This window comes from Falsiroseomonas oleicola (assembly GCF_019029495.1).
Taxonomy (GTDB): domain Bacteria; phylum Pseudomonadota; class Alphaproteobacteria; order Acetobacterales; family Acetobacteraceae; genus Falsiroseomonas; species Falsiroseomonas oleicola.
In genome coordinates this window covers 90,013-113,808 of sequence record NZ_JAERQM010000001.1, presented here as the reverse complement: position 1 = coordinate 113,808, position 23,796 = coordinate 90,013, and the positions used below count along the sequence as shown (strand labels likewise).

Genomic DNA, 23,796 nt, shown 5'->3' with positions numbered 1-23,796 from the left:
TGCGGAAGGCATCCCCACGAATGAGAATGCCTCGCAATTGGCTTTGGGTCAAGCGCTACAAACTGATCCGAACGCCGACGAAGAAGGTCCGCCCGCTGTCGATCGTGGCGCGGCGCGACAGGATGTCATCCGTCATCTCGAATTCGTCGCGGTTCTGGTTCAGCAGGTTCTGTGCCGTGCCGAAGACCACCACGCCCGGCGCCACCCGCTGCTGCGCGGACAGGTCGAGGAAGGTGGTCGGGTTGATCTCCTTGTAGAGCTGCGACCCGTTGCCCTGGTAGCTGCGGATCAGCCGGGTGGAGGTGTAGGTGACATTGGCCGCCAGCACCGTGCCGGTCTGCCGGTCGTTCCATTCCAGCCCGGCATTGCCGACGAAGCGCGGCACCTCGCTGAAGCGGCGCGGGCCGGTGGCGGGGTCGTTCACCCGGCTGTCCAGGAAGGTCTGGTTCAGCCGCAGGGTCAGCGGTGCCAAAGCGGGCATGCCGAGCAAAGCGGCGCCGAGCCGCTGCTCGAATTCCAGCCCCTTCACCCGGCCATTGCCGACATTGGAATAGTTGTAGGTGTTGGTCGCGGTCTCGGCGGCTTCCACCACATCGGTGATCTGCCGCAGGAAGACGCCGGCCGAGAGGAAGACATCCCGCGTCGCGTATTCGATGCCCGCATCCCAGGACCAGGACCGCGCGGGCTCCAGATCCGGATTGCCGTAATAGCTGCGATTGCCGCGCACGGTGAAGCCGGGCGCCATTTCCTGCAATGTCGGGCGGTTCACCTGGCGGCTGACGGCGCCACGCAACGACAGCGTGTCGGTCAGGCGGAACACCGCGGGCAGCGAGGGCAGCACATCGGTGTAGCCCGGCGTCGAACTGCCCCGCGATCCGGAGAGGTCCAACGAAACCTGTTCCACGCGCAGGCCGGGCGAGATGGTCAGCCGCCTGATCGTCCATCGATCCTGCACGAAGCCGGCGAGGTAGGTCTCGCTGGCTGTGTAGTCGGCGTCGCGCGACCGGGCGAGGTTGGCCGCAGTCTGGGTCACGCGGTCCTGGGCGTCCAGCGTGTACAGATCGGCGTCGCTGTCGCGCGACAGATGCCGGACCTGGACACCCGTCCGCAGCTCATGCCCCGGCAAGGCCGGCGGCCGCCAGGCGAAGCGCAGGCCGAAGTCATATTGCTGGTCGTCGATCCGGCTGCGCTCGCGGGACGCCTCGGAGAAGGCGCCGGTGGCGCCGGTGACGCGGCTGGTGTTCTCGCTGGCGAAATCGGCGAGGGAGAAGGCCGCGTCCATCTCCATGGTCACCTGGGCACCCAGGGCCTGGCGCAGGCTGATGGCGGTGCCGCCGAGCGTCAGCCGCTCATCGCCCTCGCCACGGCTTCGGCTGATGAGCTGGCCGGTCAGGCGGCGATAGGCGTCGCGCTGCTTGCCGTTGTCGATCGTCTCATCGAACAGGAAGGGACGGACGGTGAGCTGCCCGCCATCCCACTGCCAGCCGAGATTGAGGAAGGCGTCGAGATTTCGCGAGTCCTTGGGCTCGGCTTCGTCGATCAACTGGCCGGCGCCGCCGGGGCCGCCCTGGAAGGTGCGTTCGGAAAAATCCTTCACCTTGATGATCTGGCGCCGGTCGAGCGTGACCGCGCCCATCACGCCAAAGCCTTCGCCGAAGCGGCGGGCCATCAGCGCGCTGGTGGTGAAGTGGCGGCCGTCGAACAGCGAATCGCGGCCGCCGGCGGCCAGCCGTACCTCCGTCACATCCTGCTGCGGCAGGGCGCGCAGGCGCAGCGAGACGCGGCCGCCAATGCCATCCGAATCGGTGCTGGCATCCGGATTGCGCAGGATGCCGACCTCCTCCAGCAGGAAGCCGGGCAGGTTCATCAGCTCCAGCGCCCGGCCCTGCGCGCCGGACGGCAGTTGCAGCCCATCCACCTGCACGCGGGTATAGTCCGGCGTCAGGCCGCGCAGGCCAAAGGACTTCGCCTCGCCGGGCGGGCCGGAGGTCACGACGCCGGGCAGGCGGGGCAGGATGTCGCCGGCGCGTTCGCTGGGCAGCGTGTCGAAGACCGCGCGCGGGATGCGGACGGAGGGGACCTCGTCGGCGAGGCGGGCTGCTTCCGGCGCGGCGCGATCGGCCTCCGCGGTGATGCGGGGCAGACGCAGCGGGTCTTGTTCGGAGGCATTCTGGCCGAGCGCGGCGGCGGGCAGCAGCCAGGGCAGGGCGGACAGCAACAGGCGTGCGCGGCGCGAGCGCGCAGCGCCACGACGGTGGGTGGTCTCCATGGTTGGAAATGGTCCTGTGGCGGCCACCCGGGTTATGCGGGAGGAGCCGGTTCAGGGTCGCGGAGCGCGTCCCCGCCGCCCTTGTGATCCCGCCGCAGTTGCGAGTCAATCGCAATTGAAAATGCGCGTGACGCGACTGGTGCCGCGACCCGGCGCGCGGCGCACCCTTCCTGGCCCGCCACATGCGCCACCAGGGTCCTTGGCCGGGTTGACGCCGATTCAGGAACCGGTTCATGGCAGATGGCATCCTGGAAGCGGAGACCTCCCACGTCCGAATCCGCCGCCCGCCGCCGCGCCGCCATCACCGTGCCGCTGCTGGCCTCCATCGCCTTCGCCAATGCGCTGGGCGCGGTGATGTTCTTCCCGCTCGGACCCTTCCTGGCCCGCGACCTCGGCGTTCCGGTCGAGGATACGGCGCTGACCACCACCAGCTACACCATCGCCGCGGGGATTGGCGGGCTGGTGGGCGCGCTGCTGCTGGGCGGGGTCAGCCGGCGGGTCGCCGTGCTGGGCTCGCTCTGCGGCCTCGGCGTCTTTGCGCTGGCGACCGGGCTGGCGCCGAATTTTCCGCTGCTGCTGCTGGCCCGGGTCTGCGCCGGCGCCTTTGCCGGGCCGCTGATGGCGGCCGTGGTGACCAGCATCGCGGAGGCGGTGCCGGAGGAGCGGCGCAACCGTGCGGTCAGCAGCGTGACCGGCGCCTATGGGCTGGCGCTGGTGGTGGGGCTGCCGCTGGCCTTGGTGCTCAGCGCCTCGGCCGGCGGCTGGCGCACGCCGATCCTGGCGGTGGGCGTTCTGTACCTGCTGCTGCTCTGGCCGGTCTGGCATCTGCTTGGGCAACGGCCGGGCGAACCGCCGCCGCCGCCACGCCCCAAGGTCACCGTCTCCGGCCTGCTGCGGCTGCTGGGGCGGGGGGAGAGCATCACGGGGCTGGCGCTGATCGGCGCGGCTTCCTTCGCCACGCTGCTGGTCTCCCCGCATATCGCCGCCTATGCGCTGGGCAATGTGGGCATCAGCGAGGAAGGGCTGCGGCTGATCTATGTGATCGGCGGGGCGCTGGCCGTGGTGACCACGCGCGCCACCGGCACGCTGATGGACCGGGTCGGCGTGCTGCCGGCCTCGCTGACGGTGGGCTGCGTGCTGACGGCGGTGCTGGTCGCGGCTTTCGCCCTGCCGGGGCCGCTCTGGCTGGTCACGGTGCTGCTGGGAACGGTGCTGGCGGTGCAACTGGCCCGCAGCACGGTGGCGCAGGGCAGCGCGACGCGGGTGGCCCTGCCGGCGGAACGCATGACCTATCAATGCCTGGTCGCCGCCACCACCAGCCTCGGCCAGGGGCTGGGCGCCGCCGCCTCCACCCTGGTGCTGCGGGAAAGGCCGGATGGCGGGGTGGACCATATCGGCTGGATGGTCGGCGCCAGCATCGCCTTGGCCTGGCTGGCGCCGCTGCTGGTGATGCTGCTGCACCGGCAACTGGCGCGGCGGGAGGCGGGGTGAACCGTTTCACTGCCCCGCCGCCGCGCCTGGAAGGTCAGCCGCCCGTGCTGATATTCGCCGCCCGCACCACGGGACCCCAGCGCTCGAACTCCCTGCGCACGAAGGCGCCGGTCTCCGCGGGATTCATCCAGATCGGCTCGCTGGCCAGGGCCGTCAGCCGCGACTTTACCACATCGGAATCGAGGGCGCGCCGCATCTCCTCCGCCAGCCGCGCCACCACCGGCTCCGGCGTGCCGCGGGGGGCGAAAAGGCCGGTCCAGCTTCGCACCGAATAATCCGGCAGGCCCTGTTCCGCGATGGTCGGGATATCCGGCCGGATGCGCACCCGCTCCGCCGTGCCGACTCCGATGATGCGGATGCGGCCGGACTGGGCGGGGCCGACCACGGTCGGCAGGTTCATGAAGGCCATCGGGATGGTGCCGGCCATCAGGTCCGTCGCCACCGGCCCGCCGCCGCGATAGGGCACATGCACCATCTCGGTATTCGACATCATCCGGAACAGCTCCCCCGCCAGGTGGTTGGAGGAGGCGGTGCCGGAGGAGCCGAAGGACATGCCGCCTTGCGTCTCCCGGATCTTGACGAGAAGCTCCTGCACATTGGTCACGCCGAGGCCGGGATGCACCGCCAGCACATTCGGCACATCGACCATCATGGCGACCGGGGCCAGGACCTCCCGCACGTCATAGCCGAGGTCGGGCGAGACCAGCGCGTGGAAGACGTGGTTGGAGGCGGAGGAAACCAGCAGCGTGTAGCCATCCGGCCGTGCCCGTACCACCATCCCCATGCCGATGGAGCCGCCGCCGCCGGCGCGGTTTTCCACCACCACGGACTGGCCGAGCCGTTCCGACAGGATTGGCGCGACAAGGCGCGCGACGACGTCGTTGGACCCGCCCGGCGCCCAGGGCACCAGCAGGGTGATCGGCCGGCTGGGCCAGGCCTCCTGCGCCCGGGCGAGGCCGGGCAGGAACGCGGGCGCGGCGAGAGCGCCCAGCAGATGGCGGCGCTGCATTTGTCTTCCTCCGTGGGATTTCTGACGGGAGAATGACGGCAGGCGGCGCCGCGCGCCAGAGGGTAGGCGGGGGCATCGCGGGGCGCGCGCGTCACGCCGCCAGCCCGCCCCCTTACCCCCCCCCGGGGCAGGGTCAGCCGAAGACCAGGATGTCGGACGCCGACATCGCCAATCCGGTCGACAGGATGGCGAAGGTCACGGCCTCGCTCGCACCGGTGCCATCCACGTCGAAGGCGAGGATACCGGTCGCCGCGTCATAGAGGATGCGATGATCGGCATCCGCCGCCGCCGCGCCCAGGAAGAAGGCATCGGCATCCAGCGGCCCGCCCGGCAGCGTCCGGAAGACGTTGTCGAGGAGCAGGATCATGTCGGACCCCACGGTGAAGTCCGTGATGGTGTCGACCTCGCCGACCCCGAGCGCGCTGATGAAGGCGAAGGAGTCGGCATCCGCGCCGCCCGTCAACTGGTCCGCGCCCAGCCCACCCACCAGCGTGTCGTTACCCGCGCCGCCCAGCAGCGTGTCGTCGCCGCCACCGCCGAAAATCTGGTTGTCGGCATCCTGGCCCATGATCCGGTTGGCCTGGTCGTTGCCGGTGCCCCTGACGGCGGTGCCCAGGAGGTTCAGGTTCTCGACCTCGGCCGTCAGCGTCCAACTGATGCTGGACAGCACCAGGTCGGCCGTGCCGCCGCCCGCTTCCTCGATCACCTCGTCGCCGGCATTGTCCACCACATAGCGGTCATTGCCGCTGCCGCCTTCCATGCGGTCGGCGCCGAGGCCGCCATTGATGGTATCCTCGCCGGCGCCGCCCAGCAGCGTGTCGTCCCCGGCCCCGCCGTTGATCAGGTCGTTGCCGTTGCCGCCTTCGATCAGATTGGCCTGCGCATTGCCGACCAGGCGGTCCGCATGGGCGCTGCCCTGCAGATTCTCGAAGCCGCTGAAGACATCGCCGGCCGCATCACCGCCGGAGGCAAGCCCCGTGGCGAGGTTGATCGAGATGGCGTCGCTGCTGGCCGTGTAGCTCAGCGTGTCCACCCCGGCGCCGCCGAGGAAGACATCGAGGCCGATCCCACCGCGGACCAGCACGCCATTGGCGGCCGCGAGCGCCGACGCATCCACGGTATTGCCCATGGCGCCGCCGAAGACGGTGATCTCGCCGCCGGGCAGGCGGGCGAAATTGGCATCGGTCAGGGTCATGCTGTTCGCCCCGTCCTGCGACAGGCGGAAGAATTCGAAGCCGCTGACGCCCGCGACGCCGACCAGGCCCGCCGTGGTCACATTGATGGCGTTGCCGCTGCCATCGCCGGTCTCCAGCCCGCCGCGGATCGAATCCGTGCCGAGGGCCGCGGCGGAGACGGCGACGATGTTGCCGCCGCCGCCGGCGCTCAGCGTATTGGCGGTGCCGTCGCCGAGGAGGATGCGGTTGGCGCCGGTGCCGACCGTGATGGTATTGGCGTCGCCGTCACCGACCAGGATCCGGCTGTCGCCGTCGCCGCTGGTGATGGCGTTGACGCCGTTGCCCACCACGATGCGGTTGATGCCGTCGCCGGCGGTCAGGGTGTTCAAGCCGTTTCCGGCCTGGATGATGGTCGCGCCATCGGCGACCGAGACCGTGTTGTTGCCGCCCTGGAGGACGATGCGGCTGTCGCTGAGGCCCGAGACGGTGATGGTGTTGTTGCCACCTCCGGCCGAGATGCGATCGGCGCCGCCGGCCAGCGTCAGCGTGTTGTTGCCGTTGCCCAGCGTCAGGGAATCCTGGCCGCCACCGAAGGTCAGCGTGTTGTTGCCGTTCTCGCCGGTGACGATGTGGTCGTCGTCGCCGAAGGTGATGGTGTTGTCGGTATTGCCGAGGTTCACGAAGACGGTTGCCATTTTATTCTCTTTCTTGCCGTGGGCACGTCTTCCGAGCCTTGTCCGGAGACTTGCCATGGCGATGGGATCGCCATGGCAAGGTCACCGCAGGGCGGCGCCGAACAGCCGCGCGGAACAGCAGCTTGTGCTGCCGCCGCAGGGATCATGTTGTGAATACGGGAGCGTTCGGGGGCCGGCCGCCCGATCGGGGGCTGGGACTGGTGACGCCCTTCCAGGGCGTCAGGCAGTTCGTATGCAAGTAGATACGCCGCCGCGCGACAATCGCCTAACTATTTAATTCGACTGCTCATGTATTTTCACGGGAATGCCGCGTCCGTGATGCCGCGAGGCGAGGGGGCTCCTTTGCCCCCTCTGCCTGCCGCTTCAGCCCAGTGCCGCCGCCACCTTGGCGCAGAACGGCCCGACCGCATCCGGATGCACCCAGCGCAGCACGGCCACCACCTCGCCTTGCGGCCAGATCCAGGTGACATTGCCGCCCGCGCCCATGGCGAAGACCGAATCGCGCGGCGCCTCCGGCCAGCGGCCGGCGCCGTTCAGCCACCAGAGGAAGCCATAGGCGGGGTTGAGCGGGCAGGGGGCGAGGGACTGGGCGATCCAGCCCGCCGGCACCACCTGCCGGCCGTTCCACTCGCCCTTCTGCAGGACGAGCTGGCCGATCCGCGCCTGGTCCTCGGCATGGATGCGCATGCCGGCGCCCCAATGGGTGCCGCCGGGGACGGAGGGCAGCCGCTGGCCGTCGATCTCGACCCAGGCATTGTCGTAGGGGTACCAGGTCCAGTCGCGGCTGCCGCCGATCGGGTCCAGGATGCGCTCGGCGAAGACCTCCGGCAGAGGGCGGCGGAACAGGTGCAGCAGGGACAGCGACAGACGGTTCACCCGCACGTCATTGTATTCCCAATAGGTGCCCGGCGCGTGCAGCGGGCGGTCCATGCGCTTCTGCGCGCCACCCTCCCGCGCCAGCTCCCGCCCCCGGTCGATGCGGTCGGACTTGCCGAAAAGCTCGCCCTCCCACTCGCTGGTATTGGTCAGCAGGTGGCGCCAGGTGATGCCGGCATTCTGGGCCGACTCGAAGCCGCCATCCTGGATGCGGGCGCGCACCGGCTCGTCGATATCCGGCAGCAGCCCATCGGCCTGGGCAATGCCGGCGAGCAGGGAGAGGTAGGACTTGGCGGCGCTGAATGTCATGTCGGCCTGGCGCGGATCGCCCCAGGCGGCCAGGCGCTGGCCGCGCTGCTGCACGAGGCCATTCGGCGCACCGCGCGGAAAGACCGGGCCGAGCACGGCATTGTAGGGGGGCGGCTCGAAATGCCCGGATTCCAGATGCGCCAGAAGGTCGCGCGGGAAGGGGGATTCATGGGCGGCGGCGAAGGCGGCGGCCTCGGTGAGGCGCGGATCGGGCTGGGTCATGCCGGCAGGGTGCCGAAGCGCGGCCAGGAACGGAACCCCCTGCACCCCCGCGGCGAAGTGCCCATATAACGGATCAACCGAGGAGATCCCCGACCATGACGACCGAAACCGCCACGCTCGGTGGCGGCTGCTTCTGGTGCATCGAGGGCGCGCTGCGCCATGTGAATGGCGTGACGCGCGTGGAAAGCGGCTATGCCGGCGGACATGTGCCCAACCCGACCTATGAGCAGGTCTGCGGCAAGCAGACCGGCCATGCGGAGGTGGTGCGCGTCGATTTCGACCCGGCGGTGCTGAGCTATGCCGACCTGCTGCGCATGTTCTTCACTCTGCACGACCCCACCACCAAGGACCGCCAGGGCAACGACGTCGGCCCGCAATATCGCAGCATCATCCAGACCCATTCGCCGGAACAGGCGGAGACGGCGAAGGCGGTGATGGCGGAGATCGAGGCCGCCGGCATCTGGGGCGCCCCACTTGTGACGGAGTTGGAGCCGGCCACGGAGTACTGGCCCGGCGAGGCCGAGCACCAGGACTACTTCGCCCGCAACCCCTGGTCGGGCTATTGCCGGGTGGTGGTGGCGCCGAAGGTGGCCAAGTTCCGCAAGACATTCGCCAGCCGCCTGAAAGCCGCGGCGGCCTGAGGAGAAGAAGCGATGGGTCTGTTCACCAAGGACAAGCCGGCCGAGACCTTCCCGGTGGAGAAGTCGGAGGCCGAATGGCGCGCCGAACTGCCGCCCGAAGCCTTTCGGGTGCTGCGCCAGCACGCCACGGAACGTCCGGGTACCAGCAAGCTGCTCTCGGAAAAGCGGCCCGGCGTCTTTGCCTGCGCCGGCTGCGGGCATGAGCTGTTCGACAATGCGACGAAGTTCGAGAGCGGCACCGGCTGGCCCAGCTTCTTCCGGCCGCTGGAGGGCGGCATCGCCACCACCACCGACCGCAGCTTCTTCATGACGCGGACGGAAGTGCATTGCGCCCGCTGCGGCGGCCATCTCGGCCATGTCTTTCCGGACGGGCCGGCGCCCACCGGGGAACGTTACTGCATGAATGGTGTTGCGATGGTGTTCCAGCCGGCGGAATAAGCGCCGGCACCACCGCCGGGTGCTGGACAGGCGCCCGGCGGCGCCCGATTCTCGGCCGGCAGAAGCCCGCTGCCTGCCCGCTGCGAAACCAGAAAGTCCGCTCCCTTGGCTTGGCGCCCCATTGCCCTGCTTCTCGCGCTGATCCTGCCGGGCGTGGCGCGCGCCGATCTCGTCTATGTGCTGAACTCGGCCGATGCCACCATTTCGGTTCTGGACGCGACGACGCGGCAGGAGCGCAACCGGATTCCGGTGCTGCGGGAACCGCACCACATGGTGGTGACGCCGGATGGCGCCTCCCTGCTTGTCGCGGATTCCGGGGGGAATGAGGTGTTCTACCTGAACCCCACCACGGGCGAGGTCCTGCGGCGGGCGCCGGTTTCCAACCCCTACCACCTGGAATTCAGCCCGGATGGGCGGTTCCTGGTGATCGCGAGCCTGCGCCGTGGCCAGGTGGACGTTCTGGATGCGCGTACATTGGAACTGCGCGCCCGCTTCCGGCCCGGTGACAAGCCCAGCCATGTCGCCTTCAGCCCGGACAGCCGCATGGTCTATGTGACGATCCAGGGCGACGGCGCCGTGGCGGCCTTCGACCTGACCACCCTGACCCAGGCCTGGATCCAGCCGGTGGGGCCGGAGCCCGCCGGCATCATCTGGCATCGCGGCAAGCTGGTGCTGGGCATCATGGGCAGCACGCATTTCGTCACCCTGGACCCCGGGACGCGGGAGGTGGCGGAGGCCTTCACCCTCGGCCGCGGTGCCCATACCATCTATCCCGCCCCCGATGGCCAGGCGCTGTTCGCCACGAGCCGGGTGGACAGCCGCGTGGCGGAGGTTGATCCGGAGACGCTGACGGTGCGGCGCTGGTGGCCGATTCCGGGTGGGCCGGACTGCCTGGCCTTCGATCCCCAGGGCCGCGTCTGGATGACCCTGCGCTGGTCGGGCCGGGTCGCCGTGCTGGATCCGGAGGCCGATACGGTGGAGACGATGCGCGTCGGCCGCTCCCCGCACGGCATCTTCTACAAGCCGCTCGGCCTGGGCGCGGATTTCGCCCTGGCGCAGCCGGGTGCCGTCTCCGGCACCCGCCCGATGGCCGCGCCTTTGCCGGGCCGGCCGGGGCTGGCACCGCCGCCGCCGGTGGCGATCGTGCCTGGCAGCATTCCGCTGCTGCCGGCGGCACTGCGTCGGGCGCCATGATGCGGCGCCGAGGACTTCTGGCGGGCGCGGCGGGATTTCTGGCGGCGCCGGCCCTGGCCCAGGTGGCACCCCCCGGCTGCCGCGGCGAAATCTACCTGACCATCGACACCGGCTGGAGCCGGGAGGCGGAGGCGATCGCCGCCATCCTGCGCCGCCACGCCGTGACAACGACTCTGTTCATCGCCGACGAACCGACCTTTCGCGGCGATACCAGCCTGTCGGACTCCTGGGCGCCCTTCTGGCGCGCCCGGGTGGCGGAGGGCCATGCCTTCGCCAGCCACACCTGGCGTCACTGGTATTTTGCCGGTGACCCCGGGCCGGGGCGCACCACCTTCCGGTCGCGGCGCGGGCAGGGCCAGGTGGTGCTGGACCAGACGGCGATGTGCGCGGAACTGGCCCGGCCGATCGAGGCCCTGCGCCGCTTTGCGCCGGAAGCGCGGGTGCTGCCGCTGTGGCGCGCCCCGGGCGGCATCGTCACCCGCAACGCGGTCGCGCTGGCCGCCGCTTGCGGGCTGCGGCACCAGGGCTGGAGCCGCAATGGCTTCCTGGGCGACGAGTTGGACAGCGCCGCCCATCCCAATGCCGCCCTGCTGCGCCGCAACCTGGCGAATATCCGGCCCGGCGAAGTGCTGGTGATGCATTGGGGCGTCCGCAGCCGCCGCGAACCTTTTGCGGGCATCCTGGAGCCGCTCATCACCGGGCTGCTGGCACGCGGCCTGTGCTTCGCCCCGCTGCCAGCTTCCGGGGTCTAGCGATAATTCGGCTGGTAGCCGGCCGGCGGCGCGCCCTGGTGCCAGTTGCCATACTGGTCGTACCAGCCGCCATAGCGCGGGTCCCGCTGCTGGGCGACATAGGGATCGGGCGGGATGCGGTCCGGCTCCGGCGCCGGGGTCAGCGCGCCACCCACGGCGCCCAGCGCACCACCGATCAGGGCGCCACGCCCGGCGCTGCCGGTGACGGAGCCGATCAGGGCGCCCGCGCCGGCACCCATTGCGCCACCAGCTAGCGCGCGCTGGTTTCGGTCGTTGGGATCGGAACAGGCGGCCAGCAGCACCAGGGGCGCGGCCAGCAGGGCAAGACGGGGTGGGCGCATCGAAAGTCTCCTGACGTCATGAGGCGGACGGAACCGGGCCTCGGACAGCATCAACGTGGTGACAGCGCCCGGGTTCGCGCAAGGCGCCACGCAGGGACGTGACAGCGGGTTCATTCTGCCGATACCTTCCCGCCATGGCGGCGTCCTCCCATGTGGGATTCCGTCGGGGATGGAGGGGTCGATGGAGCGACGACTGGTTCTTGGTGGCGCCATGGCGCTGCTGGGTGGCGCGAAGCTGGCCGCGGCCCAGCAGGCGGCGCCGGCGCCGCATCATGGGCTGGCGATCCCGCCCGACCGGATGGCGCCGCTGCGCGGCCAGGGGCCTGTCACGCTGACCCCGGCGCAATATGCCCAGCGCTTCGTCGACAGCCCCGCCCCGGCGGGTGCGCCCGGCCGCTGGGTGCAGCGGGCGCCGCTCCCGCTGCCGCGCACGGAGATGGCCTGGGCGGCGGAATGGGATGGCAAGCTGCATGTCGTCGGCGGCTATGCCGAGCAGCAGGTGAACAACACGTGGCACCATATCTACGATCCGGCGGCGGATAGCTGGAAGGAAGCGGCCCGCCTGCCGCGCGGCGCCAATCATGTGGGCGTCGTCGCCCATGCCGGCCGGGTCTATGCCTTCGGCGGCTTCAGCAACCAGAATCGCGGCGCCGATACCCTGGCCTTCGCCTATGACGTGGCGGCGGATCGCTGGGATACCATCGCGCCCATGCCCCGCCCGCGCGGCGCCGGGGCGCTGGCGGTGCTGGATGGCAAGATCCACCATATCGGCGGCGCCTCCGAGCCCGAGCGCGAACGCGCCTCGGTCGGCTGGCACGAGGTCTATGACCCGCAGGCCGACAAGTGGGAGATGCGCAAGGCGCTGCCCGGCGCGCGGGACCATGCCGGGGTGCTCGCGCATGATGGCGCCATCCACATCATCGGCGGTCGCTTCAACACCTTCGAATACAATACCGGCCTGCATCACGTGTACCTGCCGGCCCAGGACACCTGGGTGGAGCGTGCGCCGCTGCCGACGCCGCGTTCCGGCCACGGCCTGGTGCTGTATCGCGGCCGCTTCTTCGCCATGGGCGGCGAGAGCGGCTGGTTCGAGAACCGCGTGCTGACCGGCAAGGTGCATGGCCAGATGGAAAGCTACGATCCGGCGACTGACACCTGGCAACACCATGCGCCGATGCCCACTCCGCGCCATGGCATGGGCGCGGTCACCATCGGCGACTTCATCTATGTGGCCGGCGGCGGGCCGGTGGTGGGCGGCGGCATCAAGACCGCCGTGCATGAGGCCTTCACCCTCGGCTGATGCGGCGGCGCACCCTTCTGGCCGCGCCGGCATGGTTGCTGGCGCCGACCGCCTTCGCCGCGACCGCCCAAGGGCCGGCGGCGGCGGCGCTGCTGGCCGCGCTGCGGGCCGGCGGTGTCGTCGTCGTGCTGCGGCACGGCATCACCGACCGCCGCCAGGCCGATACCGGCCGTCTCGGTGACCGCGCCGGACAGCGCAACCTGTCGGAGGCCGGGCGCGCCCAGGCGCGGCGCCTCGGCCAGTCTTTCGCGGCGCTCGGGCTGCGGCTGGGGGAGGTGCTGACCAGCCCGGTCTTCCGCGCCCGCGACACGGCGGAACTGGCCTTCGGCGCGCGCGCGGTGGTGGAGCCGCGGCTGACGGCGGATGACTACACGCCGGATCCGGCGCTGCTGGTCCGCAACATCGCCTGGCTGCGCGACCGTGTGCGCCAGCCCTCCGCGCCGGATGCGGTGGATGTGCTGGTGGGGCATATCGTGCCGCTCGGCATGATGCTCGGCCGGGGGCTGTCCCAGGCCGAGTACCCGGAAGGGGCGCTGGCGGTCTTCGCCCCGGGCGGCGCGCTGCTGGGCATCCTCGCGGCGGAGACCCTGGCGGACATCACCCGATCATCGCCCGCATCAGGAACCCCGCCGCCGCGGTGATCCCCAGCGTGCGCAGCAGGCCGAGCCGCAGACCGAACAGGCAGGCGGCGGCCAGGGCGCTCAGCAGCAGCGCATCGGTGTTCAGGCTGTCCAGCACCGGCACGCCGATGCGGATCGGCCCCGCCGCAACGCTCTCGACCCGGGCGAACAGCACCCGCAGCCCGAACCACAGCGCCAGGTTGGCGATCACGCCGACCACCGCCGCCGTCACCCCGGCCAGCGCCGCCTTCAGGCGCGGCTCGGCATGCAGCCGCTCGACGAAGGGCGCGCCCAGGAAGATCCAGGCGAAGCAGGGCGCGAAGGTGACCCAGAGCGCGAGCAGCGAGGCCAGCACGCCGCCCCATATCCCCTGCGCGGCATGGCCGCCGAGGAAGCCCACGAATTGCAGCACCAGGATCAGCGGCCCCGGCGTGGTCTCCGCCAGGCCGAGGCCGGCCAGCATGTCGGCGGCGGTCAGCCAGCCGTAGCCCTCCACCGCCTCCTGCGCCACATAGGCCAGCACGGCATAGGCGCCGCCGAAGGTGACCACCGCGAGCTTGGAGAAGAACCAGGCGATATCCCCCCAGGGCGTGCCGCCGAACAGCAGGGCGACGGGCCAGACCCAGAGCGCCAGGGCGATCAGCCCGGCGGTCCGCGCCTGCCGCGCCATGCGGGGGATGCGGCCTGGATCGGCCAGGATCGCCGCATCCAGCATCGCCGGCGGCCCCGACTGCGCCGCGCCATGGCCGCCCCCGGCGAAGGCATCCGGCAGCAGGAAGCCCACCAGCGCCGCGCTCAGCACCACCACGGGAAAGGGCAGGTCGAGCGCGAACAGGGCCAGGAAGGCGAGCCCCGCCAGAAGCCAGGGCAGGGCACCTTTCAGGGCGCGCTTGGCAACCCGTAGCAGCGCCTCCACCACCACCACCAGCACCGCGCATTTCAGCCCGAAGAACAGCGCCGCCACCAGCGGCACGGTGCCGAGCGTGACGTAGAGGATGGACAGCGCCAGCATCACCGCCGCACCGGGCAGGATGAACAGCAGCCCCGCCGCCAGCCCGCCCCGTACCCCGTGCAACAGCCAACCGAGATAGGTGGCAAGCTGCTGTGCCTCCGGCCCCGGCAGCAGCATGCAGAAGTTCAGCGCATGCAGGAAACGCGCATCGGAAATCCAGGCGCGCTGTTCCACCACCTCCCGGTGCATGACCGCGATCTGGGCGGCGGGGCCGCCGAAGGACAGCAGGCCGATCCGCCACCAGACCTTCAGCGCCTCCCGGAAGCTGGGAAAGGCGGCGGGTGTGGGATGGTCCATGGGGCAGATCCTCGCGCCGGCGGGTCGGGAATGCCCTGTCTGGCATCCTCCGCCGCTGCCGGAAAGGCTGCCCTGGATGACGAGATCTGGGTCAGCGCGGCCCGCGTGGGGAGGATGGCACGCCGCAGCCGCAATCCTCGGCGGGTGGCGTCTGGGTCGGCTGGGCCAAGGTGGGCAGGGCGGTGGCCAGAAACAGCAGCGCCAGCAGCGCGATTCGACGGAGCATGGGCGGCAGCCTCCTCACAGCACCAGCGACAGGCCCGAGGCCAGCAGCAACCCCAGCAGCACCAGTCGGAATCCCTCCGCCGGAATGCGGCGATAGGCCAGCACACCGAGCCAGGCGCCGAGCAGCAGCGCCGGCAGGGCGATCAGCAGCATGCGCGCCGATTCGCGCCCGAAGAAGCCCCCGGCCAGCAGGCCGATGGCGGCCACCATCTGCATCACCACGATGAAGGGCTGGAAGATCGCCCGCGCCTCATCCTTGCGCAGCCCCTTCAGGTCGCCCCACATCGCCGGCAGCGCGCCGGAGAACCCGCCGATGCCACCCAGGATTCCGCTGGCGAAGCCCACTGCCGCATCGGCCCCGACGCCGGCACGCAGCGCCTCCGCCTGGCGCTTGCGGAACAGGCCCAACAGCGCCCAGCCGGCATAGGCCACCAGCAGCAGCCCGACCCCGGCCGTGATCGCCCCCGCATCCACATGCGCCAGCACCAGCACGCCGAGCGGCGTGCCCAGCACCCCCCCGATCACATAGGGCTTCAGCACCTGCCAGCGCACCGAGGGCCAGATGGCGCCCAGCGTGCCGAGCTGGATCAGCAGCGACCCCACCACCAGCACCGGGGCGGTTTCCTGCGGCGACAGCCAGTGGAACAGGATGCCGGCCGCTACCAGGTTGAAGGCGAACCCCGCCAGGCCCGAGGCGAAAGCGGCGACGAAGCAGCCGCCGAGCAGGATGAGGTATTCGGTGGGCATGGAAGCTCCGGATCACAGGCGTTCCGCGAAACAACCGCACTCCGGCCCCGTGCGCCAGCCCCCGCCTTGTGCAACCGCGGCGCGCATGGTCCTTTCGCCGCAAGATCAGGGGACTGGAAACGATGGCGTTGCGCGGTGCGGATGTTCTGGTGCGGGGGCTCAAGGCCGCCGGGGTGACGCGGATCTTCACCCTGTCCGGCAACCATATCATGGAGGTGTTCGACGCCCTGGTCGGCTCCGGCATCGAGATCGTCCATACCCGCCAGGAAGCCGCGGCGGTGCATATGGCCGATGCCTATGCCCGGCTGACCGGCCAGGTCGGCGTCGCGCTGGTGACCGGCGGGCAGGGCCATGCCAATGCCACCGCCGCGCTGTGTTCCGCCCTGGCGGGGGAGGTGCCGGTGCTGCTGCTCTCGGGCCATGCGCCGCTGGCCGACCTCGGCAATGGCGCCTTCCAGGAAGTGCCGCAGGCGGCGCTCGCCGCACCGATCAGCAAGGCGTCCTGGACCGCGCAGACGGCCCAGGGCCTGGCTGGCGACATGGCGCGCGCCTTCGCCACCGCGCTCGGCGGCCGTCCCGGCCCGGTGCATGTCAGCCTGCCCACCGATGTGCTGGAGGCGGAGGTCGAGGCCGCCGATGTCCCGGTGACCGCGGCCTTCGCCCGCCGCCCGATGCCGCTCGGCGCTGGTTCCACGCTGCTGGTGGCCCAGGCGGTGGCGGCGGCGGCGCGGCCGCTGCTGATCGCGCCGCCCGCCCTCTGCACGCCCTCCGGCTTCGTGGCGCAGGCCGCCCTGGCGGCGGCGAGCGGGCTGCCGGTGGTGCCGATGCAATCCCCGCGTGGCCTGGCGGACCCCTCGCTGGGTGCCTTCCCGGAGGTGCTGGCGGAGGCCGATCTGATCGTGCTGCTCGGCAAGCCGCTCGACTTCACCCTGAAATTCGGCCGCGCCGCGCCGGCCACCTGCCGCTGGATCGTGCTGGAGCCGGAGGGCGATATCGTCGCCCGGGCGCAGCGGCTGGTCTGCGACCGGCTGGTCTTCGCGGCCGTGGCAGACGCGATGGACTCGGTCGCGGCGCTGGCCGGGGTCATGCGGCCCGTCGCGGCGCAGACCGGCTGGGCGGACCGGGTGCGGCAGGCGGTGGACTGGCGCCCGGCGGACTGGGCCGCGCTGGCCGGCGCGCCGGCGGGGCCGATCCGCTCCGCCACGTTGGGTCATGCGGTGAATGCGGCGGTGGCGGAACATGGCGCCACTTTCGTCTGCGACGGCGGCGAGATCGGCCAATGGGGCATGGCCATGGTGCGGGCGGAAACGCGCATCGTGAACGGCGTGGCCGGGGCGATCGGCGTCGGCATTCCCTTCGCCATCGGCGCCCGCGCCGCCCTGGCGCGGCCCACGCTCGCGCTGATGGGCGATGGCAGCTTCGGCTTCCACATGGCGGAGCTGGACACCGCCGCCCGCCACGGCCTGCCCTTCGTCGCCGTGGTCGGCAATGACAGCCGTTGGAATGCCGAGCACCAGATCCAGATCCGTGACTATGGCGCCAACCGCGCCCATGGCTGCGAACTCGCCCCCGGCACGCGCTACGACCTGATCGCCACGGCGCTGGGCGGGCATGGGGAGACTGTGACCCAGGCCGCCGAGCTGGCGCCGGCGCTGTCGCGCGCCTTTGCCAGTGGCCGCCCGGCCGTGGTCAATGTGGTGCTGGATGGCCAGCCGGCGCCGACGCTGCGCCGCGCATAGGAGACTGAGGGCGATGCAGGACCCGCATGCGGTGACGAGCCTTACGGCGCTGGAAGCGCTGTATGGCGAGGTGAACACCAATTCCGTGCTGAAGGTGCGGCGCGACATCGACGTGCCGAGCCGCGACTTCATCGCGCGCAGCCCCTTCTGCATCCTGTCCACCCGCGGCGCCGATGGCGCCGTGCACGGCACACCGCGCGGCGACGCGCCGGGCTTCGTCCGCGTGCTGTCGGGCACGGAGGTCGCGCTGCCCGACCGGCGCGGCAACAACCGGCTGGACGCGCTGCGCGACATCATCGCCGATCCGCAGGTGGCGCTGCTGTTCCTGATCCCCGGCGTGGGGGAGACCCTGCGCGTCGCCGGCCGGGCCAGCATCACCACCGACCCCGTCTTGCGCGCCGCGCTGGCGGAGCAGGGCAAGGAACCGGCGACGGTGCTGCGCATCCGCGTCGAGGAGGTGTATTTCCAATGCGCCCGCGCCTTGATGCGCTCCGGCCTCTGGGGCGCCACGCCGCGCCCGGCCGGGGTGCCGACCGCTGGCCAGTTCCTGAAATCCGCCACCGCCGGCGCCTTCGATGGCGATAGCTATGATGCGCAGGGGCCGGCGCGGCTGGCGGCGAACCTCTACTGAGTCATTCCGGCAGGATGGCGGTGGCCTCGATCTCGACGCGCGCCTCGGCCTCGACCAGCGCCACCACTTGCACCAGCGCCATGGCCGGGAAGTTGCGGCCCATCACGGCGCGATAGGCGGGGCCGAGGGCTGCGAGGCTGGCGCGGTATTCGGCGATGTCCACCACATACCAGGTGAGCCGCCCGATATGCTCCGGCCCGGCGCCGGCTTCCTTCAACACGGCGAGGATATTGGCCAGCGCCTGCCGCACCTGGCCGACGAAGCCCTCGGCGAAGACGCCCTGGGCATCCCAGCCGATCTGCCCGCCCACGAGCACGATGCGGCCGCGCCCCATCATGCCGTTGGAATAGCCGCGCGGGGCGGGCCAGCCGGGCGGCTGCAGGGCGGTCAGCTGCGACTGGCTCATGCGCAGCGCCCCTGATAGGCGGCCAGCGCTGCGCGCAGGTCGCCGGGGATCGGCACGGCGCGGCGGGCATCGAGATCGGTGGTCGCGGTGACGAGGTGCATGCGCAGCAACTCCTCCTCCCCGCGATGCACATGCATGGTGATGCTGTAGGAGGCGCCGCCGATGCGCGCCAGCAGCGGCGTCAGCGTCACGCGGTCGCCCATCAGGCCGGGGGCGAAGAAATCGGCTTCCGCATGGGCGAAGCCGGTGCCGATGCGGCGGGTGGCGTGCAGCGCGTGGAAGTCGATGACGAGTTCGGACTCGAAGAAGTCCTCGATGGCGCCATTGGCCATGGCGAACCAGGTCGGGAAGAAGACGATGCCGGCCGGGTCGCAATCGCCGAAGCGCACGCGCTGGGTGGCGTGGAAGGCCGCGGCGGGCAGGGCGGAGAAGGGCAGGGGGGTGGGACGGCTCATCCGCCGGACTCCGCTTGTTGGCGCAGGGCAAAGCGTTGCAGCTTGCCGGTTTCGGTGCGCGGCAGGTTCTCGACGAAGACCACGCTGCGCGGATATTTGTAGGGCGCGATCTCGGCCTTCACATGGTCCTGCAACGCCTTGGTGAGCGCGGCATCGGCGGCGATGCCCGGCTTCGGCACGACATAGGCGCGCACCACCATGCCACGTTCGGCATCCGGCGCGGCGACCACGCCGCATTCGGCGACGGCGGGATGCGCGAGCAGCGCCGCCTCCACCTCCGGCCCCGCGATATTGTAGCCGGCGGAGACGATCATGTCGTCGTTCCGTGCCTGATACCAGAAATAGCCATCCGCATCCTGGATGTAGGTGTCACCGGTGATGTTCCAGCCGTTCTGCACGTACTGCGCCTGGCGCGGATCGTCGAGATAGCGGCAGCCGGTCGGCCCCTTCACGGCGAGGCGCCCGGGCGCGCCGCGCGGGACTTCCGCGCCCTGGTCGTCTACCACCTTCGCGATGTATCCGGGCACGGGCAGGCCGGTGGCGCCGGGGACGATTTGGTCTTCCGTCGCGCTGATGAAAATATGCAGCATCTCGGTGGCGCCGATGCCGTCCATCAGCTTGCGGCCTGTCGCCGCTAGCCAGGCGTCGAAGACCGGCTTCGGCAAGGTCTCGCCGGCCGAGACGCATTTGCGCAGGCTGGAAAGGTCATGCTGCGGGGCCAGGCCGGCCATGACGCGCCAGGCGGTGGGGGCGGTGAAGCAGACGGTGGCGCGATGGTGCGCGATGGCGGCGGGCAGATCCTCCGGCGGTGCGCGTTCCAGCAGCACGGCGGTGGCGCCGACGCGGAAGGGGAACAGCACCAGCCCGCCGAGACCGAAGGTGAAGGCCAGAGGCGGGGAGCCGATGAAGATGTCGCTCGGCTCCGGCCGCAACACCTGCATGGCGTAGCCATCGCAGATCGCCAGCATGTCGCGGTGGAAATGCAGCGTGCCCTTCGGTTCCCCGGTGGAGCCGCTGGTGAAGCCGATGAGGCAGATGTCCTCGGCGGCGGTGTCATAAGCGGGGAAGCCGGGCGCGGCTTCCGCGACCATCGCCTCCAGCATGCCATCGCCCCAGGTGACGAGGTGGACGAGGTCCGGGCCATCCGCCTTGCGCAGTTCCTCGGCCAGCCGCGTATCGCAGAGCGCATGCGTGATGCGCGCCTTGCGCAGCATCTGCCCGAGTTCCTTGGCGCGCAGCAGTGGCATGGAGGCGACCACCACGCCGCCCGCCTTCAGCACGGCGAAGTAGGCGGCGACCATCCAGGCATTGTTGGAACTGCGCAGCAGCACGCGGTTGCCGGGCACCATGCCGAGACGCTCGACCAGCACGCGGGCGATGCGATCAACGCGATCGGCGAGCTGCGCGTAGGTCAGCGTCTCGGCCGGCGTGATTAGGGCCGGATGGTCGCCACGCCCGCGTTCGATATTGCGGTCCAGCAGCTCCACGGCGCAGTTGAAGCGTGGCGGATATTGGAACTCCGGCCGGTCCAGCAGGAATTCCGGCCACTGGTCCGGCGGTGGAAGCCGGTCGCGGCAGAAGCTGTCGAGCATTTCGTCCATCCTCGTTCTATCCGAGTGACGTGCGAAGCTGGCGTGGCTTTTTGTCCAGTCGCTCCCGCTCCATACGCGCAATGACCACGCGCTGAATCTCGGAGGCGCCCTCATAAACGCGCAGCGCCCGGACCTCCCGGTACAGTTCTTCGGCCTTGTGGCCCTTGGTGACGCCGAGCCCGCCATGGATCTGCACATTGCGGTCGGCGCAGCGCTGCGCGGCTTCGGTGGCGTGCAGCTTGGCCATGGAGGCTTCGCGGGTCACGCGCGGTGTGCCGGAATCCTTCAGCCAGGCGGCACGATAGACCAGCAAGGCGGAGGCCTCGACATCCGTCGCGCTGTCCGCGATGGCGGCCTGCGACATCTGCTGGTCGAACAGCGTGCCGCCAAAGATTCTTCGGGACGCCGCGTGCTCCACCGTCATGTCGAGCGCGCGGCGGGCGAAGCCGAGAGCCGCGGCGCCGACGGTGGCGCGGAAGACGTCGAGGGTGGACATCGCCACCTTGAAGCCTTCGCCGGGTTTTCCCAGGAGGTCCTCGGCGGACACGCGGACATCGGCGAAATACAGGCGGGCGAGGGGGTGCGGCGCCGTCACCTCGATACGTTCCGCGACGGTCAGACCGGGCGCGTCGGCCGGCACGAGAAAGGCGGAAAGCCCCTTGGCGCCGGGCGCCTCGCCGGTGCGGGCGAAGACAATGTAGGTGGCCGCAATCCCGCCATTGCTGATCCAGGTCTTTTCCCCGTTCAGCCGGTAATGGCCGTTTCCATCCGGCGTCGCGGTCAGCGCCAAGGCCGAGACGTCGCTGCCAGCTTCCGGTTCGCTCAAAGCGAAGGCGGCGAGCGCGGTGCCGGCACGGGCGTCGGGCAGCACGCGCTCCCGCTGCGCCGCATTGCCGAACAGCGTGACAGGGCCGGTGCCCAGGCCCTGCATGGCGAAGGCGAAATCCGCGAGGCCGCTGTGCCGCGCCAGGATGTCGCGTGCGATGCACAGCGACCGCACATCCAGCACGCCATCGGCGGGGCAGGGCACGCGCAACAACCCGGCATCGCCCATGCCGCGCGCCAGTCGGATGACGCTTGCATCGGCGTCGTGCTCATCCGACAGCGCCTCGGCATGCTGCGCCGCCCAGGCCTCCACCTCCGCCGCCCAGTCGCGGTGGCGCGGTTCGAAGAAGGGCCAGTCGAGGAAGGATTGGTCGGCCATCAGTCGCCCTTGAACACCGGGCGCTGCTTCGCCACGAAGGCATCGAAGGCGCGCCGGAAATCCTGCGTGGTCATGCACAGCGCCTGGGCCACCGCCTCGGCCTCGATCGCCTGTTCGATGGACATGGCCCATTCCATGGCGAGCATGCGCTTCGTCATGGCATGGGCGAAGGCCGGACCTTCCGCGATGCCGCGCGCCATCTCCGCCGCCGCATCCAGCACGCCGTCCGGCGCATGCAGCGCATTGAAGAATCCCCAGGCCAGTCCTTCATCCCCGCCGAGCGAGCGGCCGAGATACAGCAGCTCGCTCGCGCGCCCCTGGCCGATGATGCGCGGCAGGATGGCGCAGGCGCCCATGTCGCAGCCGGCGAGGCCGACGCGGTTGAACAGGAAGGCAACCTTGGTCCGCGTGGTGCCAAGCCGGAGGTCCGACGCCATGGCGATGATGGCGCCGGCGCCGGCGCAGATGCCGTCCACCGCCGCGACGATCGGCTGCGGGCAGGCGCGCATCGCCTTCACCAGGTCGCCGGTCATTGCCGTGAAGGCCATCAGCCCCTTGGTGTCGCGGTCCAGCAACGGACCGATGATCTCGTGCACATCGCCGCCCGAGCAGAAATTGCCGCCCGCACCGGTGACGACGAAGGCGCGCACCGCATCGTCATGCACGGCGGCGCGAAAGATCGCCGTCAGCTCCGCATAGCTGTCGAAGGTCAGCGGGTTCTTGCGCTCCGGCCGGTTCAGCGTGAGTGTCGCGACATGGCCCGCCACCTCCAGCTTCACATGCTGCGCGGTGTAGGCGGCGAGGGGGCCGGAAATGGCGTGGATCATGCGCTGGGCTCCGGCGGCAGGGCGTTGCGGACCGAGATTTTGGTGTGGCCGAGCAGGCGGAACAGCGCGCCGCGCTCCACCGCGGTCACGCCCGCGAGAAGTTCCGCGATCCAGCCCTCATGGGCGGCGGATTGGCGGGCGAATTCGCGGCGGCCCTTTGCTGTCAGGCGCAGCAATTGCGCGCGGCGATCGCCGGGGCGGGCGCGGCGTTCCACCAGCCCCTCCACCTCCAGCCGCGCGGCGAGGCCGGTGACATTGCCGTTGCTGACCATCATCCGGCGCGACACATCGCCGAGTGTCAGCCCTTCGGGTGCGCGGTCCAGCGCCGCCAGCAGGTCGAAGCGGGGCAAGGTGGTGTCGAAATCGCGCCGCAGCCGGCTGCGGATTTCGCCTTCGATCAAGGTGGTGCAGGTCAGCAGCCGCAGCCAGAGGCGCAGTTCGTCCTTGTGGCCGGGGGGCGCGTGGGCGAGGGCGGTTTCGGCATCCACCGTCATGTCTCGCCCCCATCCACCGCGATGGCCTGGCCGTTGATGGCGCCGCTCGCCGGCCCGCACAATGCCAGCACGGCGGCCGCGACCTCGCTTGGCTGCACAAGGCGGCGCTGCGGATTGTGCCTGGCGAGTTCGGTGCGGGCGGCAGCCTCATCGCGGCCGGTCTTGTCCATGATGCGGGCGATGCTGTCCGCGACGATATCGGTCTCGGTGAAGCCGGGGCAGATCGCGTTCACGGTGAGGCCCTTGGCCGCCACCTCCTGCGCCAGGGACCGCACCAGGCCGAGCATCCCGTGCTTGGAGGCCGCATAGGCCGTGACATAGGGGTAGCCCTTCAGCGCGGCGGTGGAGGCGATCATCACCACCCGCCCGAAGCCCTGGGAAAGCATGCCCGGCAGCACCGCCTGCGTCACCGCGACCGCGCCCAGCACATTGACGCGCCATAACCGCTCGAACAACGCGACATCGGATTTCAGGAAGGGCGCGCTTTCCGCCACGCCGGCGGCATGCACCAGCAGGTCGAAATGGGGCAGGGTGGGCAAGGCGTTGATGTCGGCCACGATCGCATCCGCCGCCGTGCCGGCCATGACCTGCGCCCGCAACGGTGCCTCGCGCCGCCCCAGCACCGTCACCCTTGCGCCGGCCGCCGTCAGCGCCGCGGCGCAGGCGGCCCCGATGCCGCTGCCGCCGCCGGTGACGAGTGCCGTCCTGCCCTGGAGTGACCCTGCCTGCATCACGCCTCCGATGCTTGAAGCCTAAAACATTCCAGCGGCCGGGTGCAACATCCGGTTGAAGCCCCAATAGTTGAAGCCTAAACTATATCGCGCAAGCGGCCGGG

General features: G+C 70.5%; 24 protein-coding genes. 9 read left to right on the top strand and 15 right to left on the bottom strand.

Translation table 11 applies throughout. From position 1 onward, the window contains the following. Positions 1-55: 55 nt before the first annotated feature. Positions 56-2,269 (bottom strand): TonB-dependent receptor, encoded by a 2,214-nt coding sequence (locus tag JJQ90_RS00525; RefSeq protein ID WP_216872524.1) that lies wholly within the window; start codon positions 2,267-2,269, stop codon positions 56-58. A 240-nt stretch (positions 2,270-2,509) separates the two neighbouring features. Between JJQ90_RS00525 and JJQ90_RS00520 the strand changes: the two genes are divergently transcribed. After that, on the top strand, positions 2,510-3,760 hold the full coding sequence (locus JJQ90_RS00520; RefSeq protein WP_216872523.1) for an MFS transporter: 1,251 nt from the start codon (positions 2,510-2,512) through the stop codon (positions 3,758-3,760). Positions 3,761-3,794: 34 nt separating this feature from the next. On the opposite strand, the gene JJQ90_RS00515 is transcribed toward JJQ90_RS00520, so the two are convergent. From JJQ90_RS00515 to JJQ90_RS00505, 3 genes are all read right to left on the bottom strand, one after another. Beyond that, positions 3,795-4,769 (bottom strand): Bug family tripartite tricarboxylate transporter substrate binding protein, encoded by a 975-nt coding sequence (locus JJQ90_RS00515; protein ID WP_216872522.1) that lies wholly within the window; start codon positions 4,767-4,769, stop codon positions 3,795-3,797. A 133-nt stretch (positions 4,770-4,902) separates the two neighbouring features. Then, on the bottom strand, positions 4,903-6,639 hold the full coding sequence (locus JJQ90_RS00510) for a beta strand repeat-containing protein (protein WP_216872521.1): 1,737 nt from the start codon (positions 6,637-6,639) through the stop codon (positions 4,903-4,905). A gap of 363 nt (positions 6,640-7,002) precedes the next feature. Next, positions 7,003-8,046, bottom strand: a complete 1,044-nt coding sequence (locus tag JJQ90_RS00505; RefSeq protein ID WP_216872520.1) for a serine hydrolase domain-containing protein — start codon at positions 8,044-8,046, stop codon at positions 7,003-7,005. A gap of 95 nt (positions 8,047-8,141) precedes the next feature. Between JJQ90_RS00505 and msrA the strand changes: the two genes are divergently transcribed. The 4 genes from msrA (at position 8,142) to JJQ90_RS00485 (ending at position 11,071) form a co-directional block, all read left to right on the top strand. Then, positions 8,142-8,687 carry a peptide-methionine (S)-S-oxide reductase MsrA gene (msrA, locus tag JJQ90_RS00500; RefSeq protein WP_216872519.1) on the top strand — a complete coding sequence of 182 codons (546 nt, stop codon included), beginning with the start codon at positions 8,142-8,144 and terminating at the stop codon, positions 8,685-8,687. A gap of 12 nt (positions 8,688-8,699) precedes the next feature. Further along, entirely contained in the window at positions 8,700-9,125 is a 426-nt protein-coding gene (gene msrB, locus JJQ90_RS00495; RefSeq protein ID WP_216872518.1) for a peptide-methionine (R)-S-oxide reductase MsrB, read from the top strand. Positions 9,126-9,230: 105 nt separating this feature from the next. Continuing rightward, positions 9,231-10,319, top strand: a complete 1,089-nt coding sequence (locus tag JJQ90_RS00490) for a YncE family protein (protein WP_216872517.1) — start codon at positions 9,231-9,233, stop codon at positions 10,317-10,319. After that, positions 10,316-11,071: a polysaccharide deacetylase family protein gene (locus JJQ90_RS00485; protein ID WP_216872516.1), complete on the top strand. Its 756-nt coding sequence runs from the start codon at positions 10,316-10,318 to the stop codon at positions 11,069-11,071. Before JJQ90_RS00490 ends, JJQ90_RS00485 begins: the two co-directional genes overlap by 4 nt. Here the strand turns inward: JJQ90_RS00485 and JJQ90_RS00480 are convergent. Further along, positions 11,068-11,412, bottom strand: a complete 345-nt coding sequence (locus JJQ90_RS00480) for a YMGG-like glycine zipper-containing protein (protein ID WP_216872515.1) — start codon at positions 11,410-11,412, stop codon at positions 11,068-11,070. The genes JJQ90_RS00485 and JJQ90_RS00480 overlap by 4 nt on opposite strands. 181 nt (positions 11,413-11,593) lie before the next feature. Here JJQ90_RS00480 and JJQ90_RS00475 point away from each other — a divergent pair, with 181 nt between their 5' ends. After that, positions 11,594-12,712: a Kelch repeat-containing protein gene (locus JJQ90_RS00475; RefSeq protein WP_216872514.1), complete on the top strand. Its 1,119-nt coding sequence runs from the start codon at positions 11,594-11,596 to the stop codon at positions 12,710-12,712. Next, a complete protein-coding gene (locus JJQ90_RS00470) occupies positions 12,712-13,353 on the top strand; it encodes a histidine phosphatase family protein (RefSeq protein ID WP_216872513.1) in 642 nt (213 codons plus the stop codon). Before JJQ90_RS00475 ends, JJQ90_RS00470 begins: the two co-directional genes overlap by 1 nt. On the opposite strand, the gene chrA is transcribed toward JJQ90_RS00470, so the two are convergent. The 3 genes from chrA to JJQ90_RS00460 all read right to left on the bottom strand — a co-directional run bounded on the left by chrA (position 13,310) and on the right by JJQ90_RS00460 (position 15,613). Continuing rightward, positions 13,310-14,641, bottom strand: a complete 1,332-nt coding sequence (chrA, locus tag JJQ90_RS00465) for a chromate efflux transporter (RefSeq protein WP_216872512.1) — start codon at positions 14,639-14,641, stop codon at positions 13,310-13,312. The two genes, JJQ90_RS00470 and chrA, sit on opposite strands and share 44 nt — an antisense overlap. Before the next feature lie 91 nt (positions 14,642-14,732). Next, a complete protein-coding gene (locus tag JJQ90_RS27200; protein WP_268958563.1) occupies positions 14,733-14,867 on the bottom strand; it encodes a hypothetical protein in 135 nt (44 codons plus the stop codon). A gap of 14 nt (positions 14,868-14,881) precedes the next feature. Next, positions 14,882-15,613: a sulfite exporter TauE/SafE family protein gene (locus JJQ90_RS00460; RefSeq protein WP_216872511.1), complete on the bottom strand. Its 732-nt coding sequence runs from the start codon at positions 15,611-15,613 to the stop codon at positions 14,882-14,884. Between the two features lie 122 nt (positions 15,614-15,735). Here JJQ90_RS00460 and JJQ90_RS00455 point away from each other — a divergent pair, with 122 nt between their 5' ends. Together JJQ90_RS00455 and JJQ90_RS00450 are read left to right on the top strand one after the other, a co-directional pair. Further along, positions 15,736-17,352 (top strand): thiamine pyrophosphate-binding protein, encoded by a 1,617-nt coding sequence (locus JJQ90_RS00455; protein WP_230410287.1) that lies wholly within the window; start codon positions 15,736-15,738, stop codon positions 17,350-17,352. Between the two features lie 13 nt (positions 17,353-17,365). After that, entirely contained in the window at positions 17,366-17,983 is a 618-nt protein-coding gene (locus JJQ90_RS00450) for an MSMEG_1061 family FMN-dependent PPOX-type flavoprotein (protein ID WP_216872509.1), read from the top strand. Between the two features lies 1 nt (position 17,984). On the opposite strand, the gene JJQ90_RS00445 is transcribed toward JJQ90_RS00450, so the two are convergent. The 7 genes from JJQ90_RS00445 to JJQ90_RS00415 are packed head-to-tail and all read right to left on the bottom strand — an operon-like array spanning position 17,985 to position 23,692. Further along, the gene (locus JJQ90_RS00445; RefSeq protein ID WP_216872508.1) at positions 17,985-18,389 is read right to left on the bottom strand and encodes a RidA family protein; all 405 of its coding nucleotides are present in this window, start codon (positions 18,387-18,389) and stop codon (positions 17,985-17,987) included. Further along, the gene (locus JJQ90_RS00440) at positions 18,386-18,844 is read right to left on the bottom strand and encodes an acyl-CoA thioesterase (RefSeq protein WP_216872507.1); all 459 of its coding nucleotides are present in this window, start codon (positions 18,842-18,844) and stop codon (positions 18,386-18,388) included. The genes JJQ90_RS00445 and JJQ90_RS00440 overlap by 4 nt, the downstream gene beginning before the upstream one ends. Beyond that, positions 18,841-20,445: an AMP-binding protein gene (locus JJQ90_RS00435; RefSeq protein WP_216872506.1), complete on the bottom strand. Its 1,605-nt coding sequence runs from the start codon at positions 20,443-20,445 to the stop codon at positions 18,841-18,843. Before JJQ90_RS00435 ends, JJQ90_RS00440 begins: the two co-directional genes overlap by 4 nt. 7 nt (positions 20,446-20,452) lie before the next feature. Further along, complete coding sequence (locus JJQ90_RS00430) at positions 20,453-21,640, bottom strand: acyl-CoA dehydrogenase family protein (RefSeq protein WP_216872505.1); 1,188 nt, start codon at positions 21,638-21,640, stop codon at positions 20,453-20,455. Beyond that, positions 21,640-22,467, bottom strand: coding sequence for an enoyl-CoA hydratase family protein (locus tag JJQ90_RS00425; protein ID WP_216872504.1), 828 nt, complete (start codon positions 22,465-22,467; stop codon positions 21,640-21,642). Before JJQ90_RS00425 ends, JJQ90_RS00430 begins: the two co-directional genes overlap by 1 nt. Then, entirely contained in the window at positions 22,464-22,961 is a 498-nt protein-coding gene (locus tag JJQ90_RS00420; RefSeq protein WP_216872503.1) for a MarR family winged helix-turn-helix transcriptional regulator, read from the bottom strand. Before JJQ90_RS00420 ends, JJQ90_RS00425 begins: the two co-directional genes overlap by 4 nt. Beyond that, a complete protein-coding gene (locus JJQ90_RS00415) occupies positions 22,958-23,692 on the bottom strand; it encodes an SDR family NAD(P)-dependent oxidoreductase (RefSeq protein WP_216872502.1) in 735 nt (244 codons plus the stop codon). The genes JJQ90_RS00420 and JJQ90_RS00415 overlap by 4 nt, the downstream gene beginning before the upstream one ends. Between the last annotated feature and the right edge of the window lie 104 nt (positions 23,693-23,796).

Coding starts and splice junctions, on each gene's coding strand:
- msrB (WP_216872518.1), top strand. CDS start 8,700: ATGGGTCTGTTCACCAAGGACAAGCCGGCCGAGACCTTCCCGGTGGAG.
- JJQ90_RS00520 (WP_216872523.1), top strand. CDS start 2,510: ATGGCATCCTGGAAGCGGAGACCTCCCACGTCCGAATCCGCCGCCCGC.
- JJQ90_RS00435 (WP_216872506.1), bottom strand. CDS start 20,445: ATGGACGAAATGCTCGACAGCTTCTGCCGCGACCGGCTTCCACCGCCG.
- JJQ90_RS00430 (WP_216872505.1), bottom strand. CDS start 21,640: ATGGCCGACCAATCCTTCCTCGACTGGCCCTTCTTCGAACCGCGCCAC.
- JJQ90_RS00440 (WP_216872507.1), bottom strand. CDS start 18,844: ATGAGCCGTCCCACCCCCCTGCCCTTCTCCGCCCTGCCCGCCGCGGCC.
- JJQ90_RS00425 (WP_216872504.1), bottom strand. CDS start 22,467: ATGATCCACGCCATTTCCGGCCCCCTCGCCGCCTACACCGCGCAGCAT.
- JJQ90_RS00470 (WP_216872513.1), top strand. CDS start 12,712: ATGCGGCGGCGCACCCTTCTGGCCGCGCCGGCATGGTTGCTGGCGCCG.
- JJQ90_RS00485 (WP_216872516.1), top strand. CDS start 10,316: ATGATGCGGCGCCGAGGACTTCTGGCGGGCGCGGCGGGATTTCTGGCG.
- JJQ90_RS00445 (WP_216872508.1), bottom strand. CDS start 18,389: ATGAGCCAGTCGCAGCTGACCGCCCTGCAGCCGCCCGGCTGGCCCGCC.
- JJQ90_RS00510 (WP_216872521.1), bottom strand. CDS start 6,639: ATGGCAACCGTCTTCGTGAACCTCGGCAATACCGACAACACCATCACC.
- JJQ90_RS00515 (WP_216872522.1), bottom strand. CDS start 4,769: ATGCAGCGCCGCCATCTGCTGGGCGCTCTCGCCGCGCCCGCGTTCCTG.
- JJQ90_RS00475 (WP_216872514.1), top strand. CDS start 11,594: ATGGAGCGACGACTGGTTCTTGGTGGCGCCATGGCGCTGCTGGGTGGC.
- JJQ90_RS00460 (WP_216872511.1), bottom strand. CDS start 15,613: ATGCCCACCGAATACCTCATCCTGCTCGGCGGCTGCTTCGTCGCCGCT.
- msrA (WP_216872519.1), top strand. CDS start 8,142: ATGACGACCGAAACCGCCACGCTCGGTGGCGGCTGCTTCTGGTGCATC.
- JJQ90_RS00455 (WP_230410287.1), top strand. CDS start 15,736: ATGGCGTTGCGCGGTGCGGATGTTCTGGTGCGGGGGCTCAAGGCCGCC.
- JJQ90_RS00480 (WP_216872515.1), bottom strand. CDS start 11,412: ATGCGCCCACCCCGTCTTGCCCTGCTGGCCGCGCCCCTGGTGCTGCTG.
- JJQ90_RS00505 (WP_216872520.1), bottom strand. CDS start 8,046: ATGACCCAGCCCGATCCGCGCCTCACCGAGGCCGCCGCCTTCGCCGCC.
- JJQ90_RS00450 (WP_216872509.1), top strand. CDS start 17,366: ATGCAGGACCCGCATGCGGTGACGAGCCTTACGGCGCTGGAAGCGCTG.
- JJQ90_RS27200 (WP_268958563.1), bottom strand. CDS start 14,867: ATGCTCCGTCGAATCGCGCTGCTGGCGCTGCTGTTTCTGGCCACCGCC.
- JJQ90_RS00415 (WP_216872502.1), bottom strand. CDS start 23,692: ATGCAGGCAGGGTCACTCCAGGGCAGGACGGCACTCGTCACCGGCGGC.
- chrA (WP_216872512.1), bottom strand. CDS start 14,641: ATGGACCATCCCACACCCGCCGCCTTTCCCAGCTTCCGGGAGGCGCTG.
- JJQ90_RS00420 (WP_216872503.1), bottom strand. CDS start 22,961: ATGACGGTGGATGCCGAAACCGCCCTCGCCCACGCGCCCCCCGGCCAC.
- JJQ90_RS00525 (WP_216872524.1), bottom strand. CDS start 2,269: ATGGAGACCACCCACCGTCGTGGCGCTGCGCGCTCGCGCCGCGCACGC.